General features: G+C 66.5%; 10 protein-coding genes and 1 pseudogene. 5 read left to right on the top strand and 6 right to left on the bottom strand.

All coding sequences use genetic code 11. The features are described 5' to 3' along the window. Positions 1-85 precede the first annotated feature (85 nt). A complete protein-coding gene (gene queF, locus VHO04_RS07605; protein WP_329627753.1) occupies positions 86-556 on the top strand; it encodes a preQ(1) synthase in 471 nt (156 codons plus the stop codon). 292 nt (positions 557-848) lie between these two features. After that, on the top strand, positions 849-1,259 hold the full coding sequence (locus tag VHO04_RS07600) for an acyl-CoA thioesterase (protein WP_257547501.1): 411 nt from the start codon (positions 849-851) through the stop codon (positions 1,257-1,259). A 290-nt stretch (positions 1,260-1,549) separates the two neighbouring features. Here VHO04_RS07600 and VHO04_RS07595 read toward each other — a convergent pair whose 3' ends face one another. After that, positions 1,550-2,836, bottom strand: coding sequence for a cytochrome P450 (locus VHO04_RS07595; protein WP_329627752.1), 1,287 nt, complete (start codon positions 2,834-2,836; stop codon positions 1,550-1,552). A gap of 124 nt (positions 2,837-2,960) precedes the next feature. Between VHO04_RS07595 and VHO04_RS07590 the strand changes: the two genes are divergently transcribed. Further along, entirely contained in the window at positions 2,961-5,663 is a 2,703-nt protein-coding gene (locus VHO04_RS07590; RefSeq protein WP_329627751.1) for a M1 family metallopeptidase, read from the top strand. A 118-nt stretch (positions 5,664-5,781) separates the two neighbouring features. Here VHO04_RS07590 and VHO04_RS07585 read toward each other — a convergent pair whose 3' ends face one another. The 5 genes and pseudogenes from VHO04_RS07585 to VHO04_RS07565 form a co-directional block, all read right to left on the bottom strand. Beyond that, entirely contained in the window at positions 5,782-7,377 is a 1,596-nt protein-coding gene (locus VHO04_RS07585) for a helicase HerA-like domain-containing protein (protein WP_414713091.1), read from the bottom strand. Between the two features lie 527 nt (positions 7,378-7,904). After that, a pseudogene (locus tag VHO04_RS07580) lies at positions 7,905-8,273 on the bottom strand (VOC family protein). Positions 8,274-8,401: 128 nt separating this feature from the next. Continuing rightward, entirely contained in the window at positions 8,402-9,898 is a 1,497-nt protein-coding gene (locus VHO04_RS07575) for a Do family serine endopeptidase (protein ID WP_329627750.1), read from the bottom strand. 129 nt (positions 9,899-10,027) lie between these two features. Further along, positions 10,028-10,879 (bottom strand): protease modulator HflC, encoded by an 852-nt coding sequence (locus tag VHO04_RS07570; protein WP_329627749.1) that lies wholly within the window; start codon positions 10,877-10,879, stop codon positions 10,028-10,030. Beyond that, the gene (locus tag VHO04_RS07565; protein ID WP_329627748.1) at positions 10,879-12,042 is read right to left on the bottom strand and encodes a protease modulator HflK; all 1,164 of its coding nucleotides are present in this window, start codon (positions 12,040-12,042) and stop codon (positions 10,879-10,881) included. The genes VHO04_RS07570 and VHO04_RS07565 overlap by 1 nt, the downstream gene beginning before the upstream one ends. A 91-nt stretch (positions 12,043-12,133) precedes the next feature. Here VHO04_RS07565 and VHO04_RS07560 point away from each other — a divergent pair, with 91 nt between their 5' ends. Continuing rightward, complete coding sequence (locus tag VHO04_RS07560; protein WP_329627747.1) at positions 12,134-13,111, top strand: Mrp/NBP35 family ATP-binding protein; 978 nt, start codon at positions 12,134-12,136, stop codon at positions 13,109-13,111. Then, the gene (locus VHO04_RS07555) at positions 13,111-13,533 is read left to right on the top strand and encodes a CoA-binding protein (protein ID WP_329627771.1); all 423 of its coding nucleotides are present in this window, start codon (positions 13,111-13,113) and stop codon (positions 13,531-13,533) included. Before VHO04_RS07560 ends, VHO04_RS07555 begins: the two co-directional genes overlap by 1 nt. The last annotated feature ends 170 nt before the right edge of the window (positions 13,534-13,703 follow it).

Genomic DNA, 13,703 nt, shown 5'->3' with positions numbered 1-13,703 from the left:
GCTGAATCGGCGCTGAACCCCGGCCCCCCATCGTTCGCCGGTGATCCGGGATGACAGGGGCCGCGCTGCGCACTAGACGGTTTCCATGTCCGATTCCAGCCATCCCCCGCTCGCGCCGAAACATCTCGGCCAATCGAGCGAACTGCCTGCCTCGCCCGAGGCGGCGGTGCTCGACTATGTCCCCAATCCGCGCCCCGGCGACCTTTATCTCGTCCGCTTCGCCGCGCCCGAATTCACGTCGCTCTGTCCGGTGACCGGCCAGCCCGATTTCGCGCATCTCGTCATCGACTATGCGCCGGACGAAACGATCGTCGAGTCGAAGAGCCTCAAGCTGTTTCTCGGCTCGTTCCGCAATCACGCGGGCTTCCACGAAGATTGCACCGTCGGCATCGGCCGCCGCCTATTCGACGAGATGCAGCCCCAATGGCTGCGCATCGGCGGCTATTGGTATCCGCGCGGCGGCATTCCGATCGACGTCTTCTGGCAATCGGGCCCGCCGCCCGCGAGCCTCTGGCTTCCCGACCAGGGCGTCGCCCCCTATCGCGGGCGGGGGTAGCAAGGCGCGGCGAAAGCGCTTTCTTGATTCACGCAAAGGCGCGAAGGCGTGAAGGCGTGAAGAGGCCAGCGCTTGCCACGAAGCAGCTTTCTCCTTCCAGCCGCGCGGTCGGCCGCGACGTCGATGGGAAAAGGGCCTGTCAGCGCGGACCTTCTTCTTCGCGCCTTTGCGCCTTTGCGTGAGACATTCCCTGCCCCGCCTTATCCGCGAGCACCGTCCTTTTCGACAAAAGGCAGCGGAATCCCGAACTTTCACCTTTCCGTCATCAAATATTGACATTAGTGTCAACGCCATGACCGCCGCAGCCCTTCCCCACGACCATGACATCAAGGTCGGTCCCGACGCGATCGACTTCATGGGGCATGTCAACAATGCCCATTACTTGAGCTGGGTGCAGGATGCGGTGCTGGCGCACTGGCGCAAGATCGCGCCGCCCGAGGCGGTGGCGCAGCATCTCTGGGTCGCGCTGAAGCACGAGATCACCTATCGCCGCCCCGCCTTCCTCGACGATCAGGTCATCGCGACCGTCATCCTCGAAAAGGTGCAGGGCGCGCGCGCCTTCTACGAAACGATCATCAAGCGCGGCGAGGACGTGCTCGCCGAGGTCAAGTCGAGCTGGTGCTGCATCGACGCCGAAACGCTGCGCCCCGCACGGCTGGCCAGCGACGTGATCGCGCGCTTCTTTCCCGGCGAGAAGGTCTGAGGCTTCGGCTTCGGCCCGTCAGCTTTGGGGTGGTGAGCGAACTTTCCCCACCTTCGTCATTCCCGCGAAAGCGGGAACCCAGAGCGTGCGTAGGCTGATCCCACACTGGGTTCCCGCTTTCGCGGGAATGACGAAGGTAAGGGATGAAAGCTGTCGCTCACGTGCCGCCTATAATCTCTCGTCATCCCGGACTTGATCCGGGATCCATTCTCTCAGCGCTGGATGAATGGATCCCGGATCAAGTCCGGGATGACGATGTTACTCAGGTCCGCTTCCGGTCGAAAACGGCCCTACGCCGCCTCGAACCGGATCGGCAGCCGCTTGAGTCCTCCGACGAACACCGATTCGACCCGCGCCGGGTCGCCTGCGAGTTCGAGGCTCTTCAATCGCGGCAGCAACTCCTCCATCAATATCCGCATCTCCATCCGCGCGAGATGCTGGCCGAGACACACATGCGCGCCGAAGCCGAACGCGATCTGCTGGTTCTTCGCGCGGTCGGGGTCGAAGGCGAAGGGGTTGTCGAAGATCGCCTCGTCGCGGTTCGCCGAGACATAGTTGAGCATCAGCCAGTCGCCCTCGCGGATCGTCTGCCCGCCAACCTCGACATCGGCCTTCGCGCTGCGCATGAAATGCTGCACCGGGGTCGTCCAGCGGATCGCCTCCTCGATCAGCCCCGCCTTCTCGGCCTCCGCGTCGCGGAAGCGCGCGAACAGCGCCGGATTCTTCGCCAGTTCCATGATCGCGCCCGCGGTTGAGGCGCTCGTCGTGTCGTGGCCGGCAGTCGCGACGATCATATAATAGCCGGCCAGCTCGCGGTCGGGAATCTGCCCGCCGTCGATCGTCGCATTGGCGATCACCGTCGCGATGTCCTCGCGCGGACTGGCGCGGCGGTCGGCGGTGAGATCGCGGAAATAATTTTCGAAATCGGCGATGACATAATGGAGCATCGCGATCGCTTGCTCGGCGCTCGTTATTTCGACCTTGTTGCGGTTGAGTTCGGGGTCGGTCGACCCGAAGAGCTGCTGCGTCAGCATCAGCATCCGCGGCTCGTCCTCGACCGGAACGCCGAGGATATCCATGATCACGCGCAGCGGATAATGCGCCGCGACGTCGCGCGCAAAATCGCATTCGCCGCCCAGCGAGAGCATATGTTCGACCGCGGCGCGCGCATGGTGGCGAACGCGCTCTTCGACGATCTTCAGATTCTTGGGCATGAACCAGCTCTGCGTCAGCAAGCGGTATTTCATATGGTCGGGCGCATCCATCTGCACCAGCGAGCGGATCAGGTGGCCGTCGTTCCCCGGCGTCGCGGCGCGCGCCAGCGCCTCGCCGTCGCGATTGGTCAGCACGGTCGGGCGGATCGCACTGGCAAAGCGCTGCGAGTCGCGGCCGATCGCCATGATGTCGGCGTGGCGCGTCACCAGCCAGAAGGGGTCGTGATCGGGGTTTTCGGCGACCGCGAGCGGCGCGTTGGCGCGCGCCCAGGCAAGCTGTTCGTGAAGCGCGTCCCATTCGCCATAGGCGGCGGGGTCGACGACGGCGGCGGATACCTCTCCGGGCAATATAGGTTTTGTCATGCAACCGAAGCTGCCTCAGTTTTTGTCGTCTGTCGAGAGCCATGGACCGCTCGCCGAAAGGGACCGTTGCGTGGGCCTGGGCATCGGCGTAGCCCGGTCCGCATCATAACCGGGGATCGCAGCCATGAAAATTTCGACACGCCTTCTGCTCGTCAGCGCCGTCTCGGCGCTCGGCCTCTCCGCCTGCGCCGCGCAGCCGGGGGTCGCGCCGCCCGCACCGCCCGTCGCGCTGATGCCGGCGCCGACCGGCGCGCCGCTCGATGCCAGCGTGCCGAGCCAGCTTCCGCGCATCGCCCGCCCGCTCCATTACGACATCAGCGTCACGCCGGATGCCAAGGCGCTGAGCTTCACGGGCGATGCGGCGATCGATCTCGAACTCTACGAGCCCTCGACGACGATCGTGATGAATGCGCTCGATCTCACCTTTGCGGACGCAACGCTGACCGGCCCCGACGGCAAGCCTCTCCCGCTGACCGCCACGACCGACGCCGGGGCGCAGACGGTGACCTTCACCGCCCCCGCGCCGATCGCGCCGGGCACCTATCGCCTTGCAACCCATTATACGGGCGTCATCGGCACCCAGGCGAACGGCCTCTTCGCGCTCGATTATCCCGACAAGACGAGTGGCGCCGACACGCGCGGGCTGTTCACCCAGTTCGAGGCGCCCGACGCGCGCCGCTTCGTCCCGAGCTTCGACGAGCCAAGCTACAAGGCGACCTTCAGCCTGTCGGCGATCGTTCCCGCGGACGATCTGGCGGTGAGCAACATGCCCGTGGCAAGCGAAACGCCGGTCGAGGGCGGCCGCAAGAAGGTGAGCTTCCAGATTTCGCCGAAAATGTCGTCCTACCTCCTCTTCTTCGCGACCGGCCCGTTCGAACGGCTCGCCAAGAAAAGCGAAAGCGGCGCCGAAGTCGGCATCGTCTCCCCCAAAGGATCGGGCGAACAGGCACGCTTCGCGCTCGACAGCCTCGCGCCGCTGCTGACCTATTATGGCGACTATTTCGGCCAGCCCTATCCGCTGCCCAAGCTCGACAATGTCGCAGGCCCCGGCCAGTCGCAATTCTTCGGCGCGATGGAAAATTGGGGCGCGATCTTCACCTTCGAGCGCATCCTGCTCGACGACCCCAAGATCACCAGCGAGGCGACGCGGCAGGCGATCTATGCCGTCCAGGCGCACGAGGTCGCGCACCAGTGGTTCGGCGACCTCGTCACCATGGCGTGGTGGGACGATCTGTGGCTCAACGAAGGCTTCGCGAGCTGGATGGAGACGAAGGCGAGCGACCATTTCCACCCCGACTGGCAGCCGTTGCTGGGTCGCGTCGGCGGGCGCGAGGCCGCGATGGGGCTCGATGCTTTTGCGACGACGCACCCGGTCGTCCAGACGATCCGCACCGTCGAGGACAGCAACCAGGCGTTCGACGCGATCACCTATCAGAAGGGCGAAGCGGTGATCACGATGCTGGAGGCCTATGCCGGGGCCGACAAGTGGCGCGATGGGCTGCGCGCCTATGTGGCGCAGCATAAATATGGCAACACGCGCACCGACGATCTGTGGAACGCGGTCGAGGCGGCGGGCGCGACGGGGCTGACCGCGATCGCGCATGATTTCACGGGCCAGCCGGGCATCCCGCTGCTGCGCGTCGGCGGCATCGCCTGCGCGGGCGGCGCCACGACCGTCCAGGTCACGCAGAGCGAATTTTCGCGCGACCGCAAGGACAGCATCGACGCCGAGGGGCGGCGCTGGCAGGTGCCGGTGCTCGCGCGCGCCGGTGACGGCGCGGTGGCGCGGCAGGTGATCACGGGCGGCGCGGGGACGCTGACCCTGCCCGGCTGCGGGCCGGTGCTGATCAACGCGGGACAGGCGGGCTATTATCGCACCCTCTATTCGCCCGCCGCGCTTGCCGCGCTGCGCGGCCGTTTCGCCAGCCTCGCGCCGATCGACCAGCTCGGGCTGCTCGGCGACAATTTCGCGCTCGCTTATGCGGGCTATCAGCCGATGGGCGCGGCGCTCGACCTGCTCGCCGCGGCGCCGAAGGAAGCGAACCCGAAGCTGACCGGCGACGTCGCGGGCCGCTATGAAGCGCTCTACAATCTCTTCGACGACCAGCCGACGGTGCAGAAGCAGATCGCGGCGCGCGCCGCAGCGGCACTCGCACCGGCGATGCGGCGGCTCGGATTCGACGCGCGGCCGGGCGAACCCGCGCTCGACAGCGTGCTGCGCTCCGATCTGCTGGGCGCGCTCGGAACGATCGGCGATGCCGGGGTGCTGGCCGAGGCGCGCCGCCGCTTCGCCCTGCTCGACCGCAACCCTGCGGCGCTCGACGGAGCGCTCAAATCGCGCTGGCTCGGTATCGTCGCGACCCATGCGAGCGCGGCCGAATGGGACAAGCTGCGCGCGATGGCGAAGAGTTCCAAATCGGCGGTCGAACGTAGCACCTTCTATACCTTGCTCGGCAATGCCAGGGACACGGCCCTTGCCAAGCGCGCACTCGACCTCGCGCTGACCGACGAGCCGGAGAAGACGACGAGCGCCGCGATCATCGGCGCGGTCGCCCGGAATCACGCCGAAATGGCGGTCGATTTCGCGCAGGCCAACCAGGCCGCGGTCGACCGGCTGATCGACGCCTCGGCGCGCGCGCGCTTCCTCGCGGGGCTCGCCGCCTCCTCGACCGATCCGGCGATGGTCGCCAAGCTGGAGGCGATTGCGGCGCCGCTGCCCGCCGACGTCCGCAAGCCCTATGACAAGACGATCGCGACGCTCAAGGAACGCAGCGTCAGCCGCCCGCGGATCAAGGGCGAGGTCGGCGCCTGGCTGAAGGGGAGATAGGCTGCCGAAACCATCCTGCCTTCGTCATCCCCGCGAAGGCGGGGATCCAGCTTTCCGGCATCGCGTTGAGGCTGGACCCCCGCCTTCGCGGGGGTGACGAGGATGGGTGGGTCGCGCCTTATTTGAACAGGCTGCCCAAAATCCCGCGCATGAGCTGGCCGCCGAACTTGCCCGCGACCTGACGGCCGAGGCTCGTCGCCGCCGAGCGCGCCGCCGACTGGATCATCTTGTCCGCCATCGACGGTTTGGCGGCTTCGCGCGCCGCGGCCTTTTCCTGCTGCAGCCGTACCCGTTCCTCGGCGGCCTTGCGCTTCGCCTCTTCCTTCGCGGCGATCGCGGCCTGCTTGTCGGCCTCGGCCTGCGCCTTCGCCTCGACCGCGGCGGCCTGCGCCTGCTCGGCCTTGGCGGCGAGCAGCTCCTCGGCGCTCTCGCGGTTGACCGGCGTGTCATATTTGTCGGCGACGGGCGAGATCGACTTGATGATCGCGCGCTCCTTGACGTCGAGCGGTCCCGCGCGCGAGCAGGGCGGCTTGATCAGCGTGCGTTCGACCGGCGACGGCGCGCCGTCGGCCATCAGCAGCGAGACAAGCGCCTCGCCGACCTTGAGTTCGGTGATTTCGCGCGCGACATCGACCTTGGGATTGGGACGGAAAGTGTCGGCGGCCGCCTTCACCGCCTTCTGGTCGCGCGGGGTGAAAGCGCGGAGCGCGTGCTGAACGCGGTTGCCGAGCTGGCCCGCCACTGCCTCGGGCACATCGATCGGGTTCTGCGTCACGAAATAGACGCCGACGCCCTTCGAGCGGATCAGGCGCACGACCTGCTCGATCTTGTCGGTCAGCGCGGGCGGCGCGTCGTCGAAGAGCAGATGCGCCTCGTCGAAGAAGAAGACGAGCTTCGGCTTGTCGGGATCGCCGACCTCGGGAAGCGTCTCGAACATCTCGCTCAAGAGCCAGAGCAGGAAGGTCGCATAGAGCTTGGGGCTCGCCATCAGCTTGTCGGCGGCGAGGATGTTGACATAGCCGCGGCCATTGTCGTCGAGGCGGATCATGTCCTGGATGTCGAGCGCGGGCTCGCCGAAGAAATGGTCGCCGCCCTGCGTTTCGAGCGTCAGGAGCTGGCGCTGGATCGTGCCCACCGTGGCCTTCGACACATTGCCATATTTGGTCGTCAGCTCATCGGCATTCTCGGCGCACCAGGCGAGCATCGCCTGCAGGTCGCCGAGGTCGAGGAGCAGCAGATTCTGCTCGTCGGCGACGCGGAACGCAATCGCGAGCACGCCTTCCTGCACTTCGTTGAGGCCCATCAGCCGCGCCAGCAGCAGCGGCCCCATTTCGGAGATGGTGGTGCGGATCGGATGCCCCTGCTCGCCGAACAGGTCCCAAAAGATCACCGGATTATCGTGATAGCTCCAGCCAGTGTCGCTGATTTCCGCCGCGCGCTTGGCAAAGGCTTCGTGCGTCTTTGCGGTCGGGCTGCCCGCCATCGCCATGCCCGACAAGTCGCCCTTCACGTCGGCGACGAACACCGGAACGCCGACCGCCGAAAATCCTTCGGCCAGCCCCTGCAAGGTCACCGTCTTGCCGGTGCCGGTCGCCCCGGCGATCAGCCCGTGGCGGTTCGCGCGCTTCAATACCAGCGACTGGCGCGGCCCGTCGGGTGCCCCTCCGCCGCCGAGGCCAATGTAGATTTCGGTCGCTTCGCTGCCGTCGCTCACTGTCCATTCCTCCACTCTGGGCACCTTGCCAAGGGTCTAGAGCGGCGCGCGGCGTCGGGCAATCGGCAAAGCCGCGGGCGGCGGCGGGGCGCGGTAGGAATGAAGGCGAGAAGGACGGAAAACTGCGCAACTTCACGCGCAAATCGCGGAGATCGGGATTGGCGAGGAGGCTTAAGGGCACAAAAGCCCCGCATGAGCGGTGCCCGAATGTGTCTTTTGTGCCTTTAACGACCCACGAGGCGGCCAGTGGCCGCCGGCCGCCCAAAAACATCCTGTGCGTTGCGGATGCGATCATCCGCAAGGATAGATCATGGCCGCGCATAATAGGAAAGCGGTTTCGGGCGGGAGGGAGCCGGCTGGTTCCGGCCGAAGGTGGCCATAGCTTATCTCGTCACCCCGGACTTGATCCGGGGTCCCGCTTGAGGTCGAAGCCCGCCCACTCCCCAAAAAAGCGGGATCCCGGGTCAAGCCCGGGATGACGAAAGTGGGGATGTTTATGACCGCCCTCCACCCGAACCGGACGCTGCTCACCCCATGATGAAGGCGTTGAGCTTGTTGCCGTCGGGGTCGCGGAAATAGCCGGCGTAGAAGCCTTCGCCGCGCGGACCCGGAGGGCCTTCGCAGGTGCCGCCGTTGGCGAGAGCAATGTCATAGAGACGGTGGACCTGTTCCTTGTCCTTTGCCTCGAGCGCGACCATCACGCCGTTGCCCACGGTCGCCGCCTAGCCGTCGAACGGGCGGGTGAGGCCAATGCCGGCGCCGCCGCCCTCCTTGCCCCAGGCGATGAAGCCGTCGTAGTCCATCATCCTCGGCACGCCCAGTTCGCCGGCGATCGCGTCATAGAAGACCGCCGCCCTGGCGAGGTCGTTGGTGCCCAGCGTCACATATCCAATCATCGTCTCTCTCCCGACTCATGCGATGTGAACATAATAGGAACATTTAACCCGCCGGGCAAAGAAAAAGAGCGCCGGACTCATGGTCGCGGCGCTCTTTCTTTTTTCCAGCGCGCGTCGCGCGGTGGGGATCAGCTCTTGATGCGGATCGCGATGAAGGCCGAGGGGCCGCCGCGGCGCAGGATTTCGAGCAGCACCGCGTCGCGGCCCGCCTTCTTCGCGTCGGCGATGACCTTGGCGAGCGCGTCGCTGGTCGTCACCGAGGCGCGATTGGCGCTGACGATCACGTCGCCGCGGCGCAGGCCCTTGCGGCCGGCGTCGCTGCTCGACGAGGCGGCGGCGATCACGAGGCCCTTGGTCCCCGTATCGACACCGATCGCGCGGGCGATGTCGGGGGTCAACGGCTGCACGGCAAGGCCGAGCTCGTTCTGGATCGCCGTGTCGGCACTGCCCTTCGGATCGTCGGGCATCGCCTGCTCATCCTCGGGGTCGAACGTCGTTCCCGCGAGTTCTTCCTCGGGCGGGCGCGTGCCGATGACCGCATAGAGCGTCATCGTCTTGCCGTCGCGCACCACCTCGATCGGGATGCGCGTGCCGGGCTTGGTGTTGGCGACGATGTAGGACAGGCTCTGCGACGGGGTCACGTCCTTGCCGTTGACCTTGGTCACGACGTCGCCGCGCTTGATGCCGGCCTTCGCCGCCGCGCCGTCGTCCTCGACGCGCTGGACGAATTCGCCGCGATCCTTGGGCAGGCCGAGCGCCGAGGCCAGATCCTCGCCGATCGGCGCGATGCCGATGCCGAGATAGCCGCGCTCGATCTTCTCGCCCGACCGCAGCGCGTTGATCACCGGGATCGCCGCTTCGGCGGGGATCGCGAAGTTGACGCCGATGTTCGCGCCGACGGGCGAGATCAGCATATTGTTGATGCCGACGACATTGCCCTTGAGGTCGAACAACGGACCGCCCGAATTGCCGCGGTTGATCGCGGTGTCGGTCTGGATATAGCGGTCATAGGCGCCGCCGCCGCCGAGGTTGCGCTGCACCGCCGAGATGATGCCCGCGGTCACCGTCGAACCGAGGCCGAGCGGGTTGCCGATCGCGACCACCCAGTCGCCGACGCGCGCCTTGGCGCTGTCACCGAACTTGACGAAGGGCAGCCCCGTCGCGTCGATCTTGAGCAGCGCGAGGTCGGAGGCGACGTCGCGGCCGACGATGCGCGCCTTATATTCCTTGCCGTTGGTCAGCGTCACCGCGACCTGATTCACCGCGTCGCCGCGCGGGCCGCCGGTGACGACATGGTTGTTGGTGACGATATAGCCGTCGTCGGAAATCAGGAAGCCCGAGCCGCCGCCCTGCTGCTCCTGCGTCACCGGCTCGCGCGTTCCCGCGAAGGGATCGAGCCGGACGCCGAGCGTCACTTCCTGCTTGGTCGAGATGTTGACCACCGCAGGCTGAAGCTGTTCGACAAGGTCGGCGAAGCTTTCGGGCGCGCCGGCGCGCGGTACCGCCTTCGCGATCTCGCTGCTCTCGTTCTGCGCAACCTGCGCGATCACCGGCGACTGGGTGACGAGCGCCAGCGCCGTGCCGCCCATCAGCAGGGCCGAAGTGATGCCATAAACATAACGCACGATCGCAATTCCTTTTCTCTTGCGAAAAAATCTCTGACCCCGGCGTGCCGCTATCTGCTCGGCCGTGGCTTAACGTCGTTTGAACATGAACAGACGTTGCAAGTTCCGTTCATTCGCCGGATTTCTTCCTCAACCACCCTTGAAATGCTGCAGATATTCATTGTCGGGCGACAGGATCACCGAGGTCGTTCCCCGATTATCCTGACCGAGGAAGGTCTGGCGATAGCTTTGCATCGCGCGGTAGAAATCATAGAATTCGGGATCCTTGCCGAAGCTCGCGGCATAGATGCGCGCCGCTTCGCCGTCGGCGTTGCCGCGGATGATCTGCGCTTCCTTCTGCCCCTCGGCGCGGATCGTGATCGCTTCCTGCTCGCGCGCGGTCCGCATCCGGTTATAGGCCGCCTCGAGCGTCGCGCCTTCGGGCAGGTCGGCGCGCTTGATCCGCACGTCGATGATCTCGGCGCCATATTTGTTCGCCTCGCGGTTGAGCGCGATCTGGATATTGTCCATCACCTGCCCGCGTTCGGGCGACAGCAGGGTCGCGAAGGTCCGCTTGCCGAGCTCGTTGCGCAGCGACGAGCCGAGGATCGTCGCGAGCTGCTGCTGCAACCGCTCCTCGGTGCGGATCGCGGTGTACATGCGCACCGGATTGGTGATGCGGAAGCGCGCAAAGGCGTCGACCTGGAGCCGCTGCTGGTCGGTCGACAGCACCTGCTGGCGCTCCATGTTCACGCCGAGAATGCGCTTGTCGATATATTGGATGCCGTCGGTGAAGGGCACGCGCAGGACGAGCCCGGCGCCCGAATGGCCGAAGCTCTCCTTGGGCTTGTAGCGGTTCACGGTGCGCTCGATCTCCCCGAAGCGGAGGATCAGCGCCTGCTTGTCCTCGGGGACGATCGCGAGCGTCTGCGACAGGATGACGAGCAGCGCGACGGTGCCGACGAGCAGGCGCAGCGGATGGCGGAACAGGCCCTCGAACATCACTGGCCTCCCTTCGCGGCGGCATCGGGGGCCGCGTTCGCCCGCCGCTGGACTTCGTTCAGCGGCAGATAGGGGGTCACCCCGCGCGCCTCGACGATCGTCTTGTCGATGTTCGACAACACGCCCTCCATCGTTTCATAATAGAGCCGCTTGCGGGTCACGCCCGGCGCGAGCTTATACTGTTCGTAGATCTTGTCGAAGGCGGCGGTGTCGCCGCGTGCGCGTTCGAGCACCTGCTGTTCATAGGCGCGTGCGAGGTTGATGTCCGATTCGCGCTTCTGGCGCGCAGCAGTCACTTCCTTGAACGCTTCGTCGACCTGGCTCGGCGGGTCGGCCTGGCGGATCGCGATCCCCTGGATCGTCACCCCGGCGCGATACTGGTCGAGCAATTCCTGCATCCGCTGCTGCACCTGCCGCTCGATCTCGACGCGGCCGGGGCCGATCGCCTGGACGAGGTCGAAATTGGCGACCGTCGCGCGCATCGCGCTTTCGGCAACCTCGCGGAGCGTTCCGTCGGGGTCGGCGAGCTGGAAGATATAGAGTTCGGGGTCGCGGATCGACCAGCGGACCTCATAGGCGAGGTCGACGATGCTCTGGTCGCGCGTCAGCACGAAATTCTCGTCGGTCGCATTGGGCGAGCCGATCTGCATCGTGCGGATCGCGCGGACGTCCTCGGTGCGGATGCGTTCGATCGGCGCCGGCCAGGTGAATTTGACCCCCGGCCCGACGGTGCGCGAATAGCTGCCGAGACGCGTGACGACGCCTTCCTTTTCGGGCGGCACGATGTGAAAGGAGGAAAAGACGAACCAGACCACGACGAGCGCGCCGATGCCCCATTTCCAGACCTTCGCCGAATCGCCGAGGTTGAAGCCCCCGCCGCCGTCCGCCCCGCCGCCGCCGAAGCTGCCGCGCCCCTTGCGCAGCAATTCGTCGAGCGCCGAGGGGCCGCGCGGTTTGCGGCCGCGTGCCGGGTCGGCGGGATCGGGGGTCACCCACGGATTGCGCGGGCCGTTGCGGTCGCCGCCGTCATCCTTGCCGCCGTCCTTCCCGCCCTTGGGGCCGTTGCCCCACGGGCTGTTCGCCATCTGGCTGATCTGATGGAAAAATCGCCGCATTCCCATCGGGAAGCGGCCCGCCATCCTGCCGTCACTTTCGTTGCTCATGCCTGCTTTTATAGGGAGGACCAGCGCGATTAACAGGGGGGCAAGAGAAAATGGCTGGCTTTCACCCGCGCCGCGCCTATCTGCGCAGGGCATGACCGACACCGCTCCTCTCGCCAGCATCGCGACCGACCTTAGCGGCGGCCGCACCTCGGGCCTCCGCTTTCTCGACGATCAGGGCACGCTCGCCATCGTCCTCGACGTCACCGGCCTCGCAGAGGGCGACCGCAAACCGCTGGAGGATAAGCTCCGCGCCGGATTGCTCGCCCGGCCCGGCGTGACCTCGGTGCGCGTCGCGATGACCGCCGAGCGCAAGGGGCTGACGCTGATCGCGGTCGGCAGCGGCAAGGGCGGCGTGGGCAAGTCGACGCTCGCCGCCAACCTCGCGGTCGCGCTGCAGCGGCGCGGGGTGAAGGTCGGGATCGTCGACGCTGACATCTATGGCCCCTCGCAGCCGCGGCTGATGGACAGCGAGGGGGTGAAGCCCGAAGCGCGCGGATCGAAGCTCGTTCCCGTCCCCAACGCCTATGGCGTGCCGATGCTGTCGACCGGGCAGATCGCCGCGCCCGGCCAGGCGATCGCGTGGCGCGGGCCGATGGCGGGCAAGGCGCTCGAACAGCTCGTCGACGCGAGCTGGGGCGACGTCGACACGCTGATCGTCGACCTGCCGCCGGGCACCGGCGACGTCCAGCTCACGATGATCCAGAAGCACAAGCCCGCGGGCGCCGTCATCGTCTCGACCCCGCAGGATCTCGCGCTGATGGACGCGACGCGCGCAATCAGCTTTTTCGAGCAGGCCGACGTGCCGCTGATCGGGCTGGTCGAGAATATGGCGGGCTATGCCTGTCCGCATTGCGGCGAGGTCAGCGATCCGTTCGGGAGCGGCGGCGCCGAGGCGGCAGCGAAGACGATGGGGCTCGATTTTCTGGGCCGCGTGCCGCTGTCGATGGGGCTCCGCCTCGCGAGCGACGGCGGCGTGCCCCCGGCGGCGGGAACCGACCCGCTCGGCGAGCCGTTCCACGCGATAGCGGCGAAGATCGCCGATTGGCTCGCGGCAAGAAAGGGCACATGATGGCGATCAACGACGAGGGTGAAATCCGCAACCTGCTGGGGCAACCGCGCCGTATTGCCGTCGTCGGCGCCTCGCCCAACCCCGCGCGCGCCTCGAACGAGGTGCTCGCCTTCCTGATCCGGCAGGGGCACGACGTGATCGCGGTGAACCCCGGCCATGCCGGCAAGACGATCCACGGCGCGCCCGTCGTCGCGACCCTCGCCGATGTCGAGCCGCCCGCCGAGATCGTCGATATCTTCCGCAACAGCGCCGACGCCGGCGCGGCGGTCGACGAGGCGATCGTCCATGGCGCGAAGGCGGTGTGGATGCAGATCGGAGTGATCGATCAGGCCGCGGCGCAGCGCGCCGAGGCGGCGGGGCTGACCGTGGTGATGGACCGCTGTCCGAAGGTCGAGATTCCGCGGCTGGGGCTGCTGCGGTAAAGCTGCGCATACAAGCCCATCCCCTTTCCCGTTCGTGTCGAGCGAAGTCGAGACACCCCTCAAGGCAGCGCCACCCAGATGGGTGTCTCGACTTCGCTCGACACGAACGGAATTGAGGTAATGCCGATTTGACGGGAAAGGCTTTGCCTCGCTCAACCGCGCCGACTATC

The organism is Sphingopyxis sp. (assembly GCF_036261875.1).
In the GTDB taxonomy this organism is placed as follows: Bacteria; Pseudomonadota; Alphaproteobacteria; order Sphingomonadales; family Sphingomonadaceae; genus Sphingopyxis.
This window is presented reverse-complemented; position numbering and strand designations above follow the sequence as displayed.

What these genes read in the sequence shown, in the direction of transcription:
- VHO04_RS07595 (WP_329627752.1), bottom strand. Translation starts at nt 2,836, where the DNA reads ATGACAAAACCTATATTGCCCGGAGAGGTATCCGCCGCCGTCGTCGAC.
- VHO04_RS07555 (WP_329627771.1), top strand. Translation starts at nt 13,111, where the DNA reads ATGGCGATCAACGACGAGGGTGAAATCCGCAACCTGCTGGGGCAACCG.
- VHO04_RS07600 (WP_257547501.1), top strand. Translation starts at nt 849, where the DNA reads ATGACCGCCGCAGCCCTTCCCCACGACCATGACATCAAGGTCGGTCCC.
- VHO04_RS07590 (WP_329627751.1), top strand. Translation starts at nt 2,961, where the DNA reads ATGAAAATTTCGACACGCCTTCTGCTCGTCAGCGCCGTCTCGGCGCTC.
- VHO04_RS07570 (WP_329627749.1), bottom strand. Translation starts at nt 10,879, where the DNA reads ATGTTCGAGGGCCTGTTCCGCCATCCGCTGCGCCTGCTCGTCGGCACC.
- queF (WP_329627753.1), top strand. Translation starts at nt 86, where the DNA reads ATGTCCGATTCCAGCCATCCCCCGCTCGCGCCGAAACATCTCGGCCAA.
- VHO04_RS07565 (WP_329627748.1), bottom strand. Translation starts at nt 12,042, where the DNA reads ATGAGCAACGAAAGTGACGGCAGGATGGCGGGCCGCTTCCCGATGGGA.
- VHO04_RS07560 (WP_329627747.1), top strand. Translation starts at nt 12,134, where the DNA reads ATGACCGACACCGCTCCTCTCGCCAGCATCGCGACCGACCTTAGCGGC.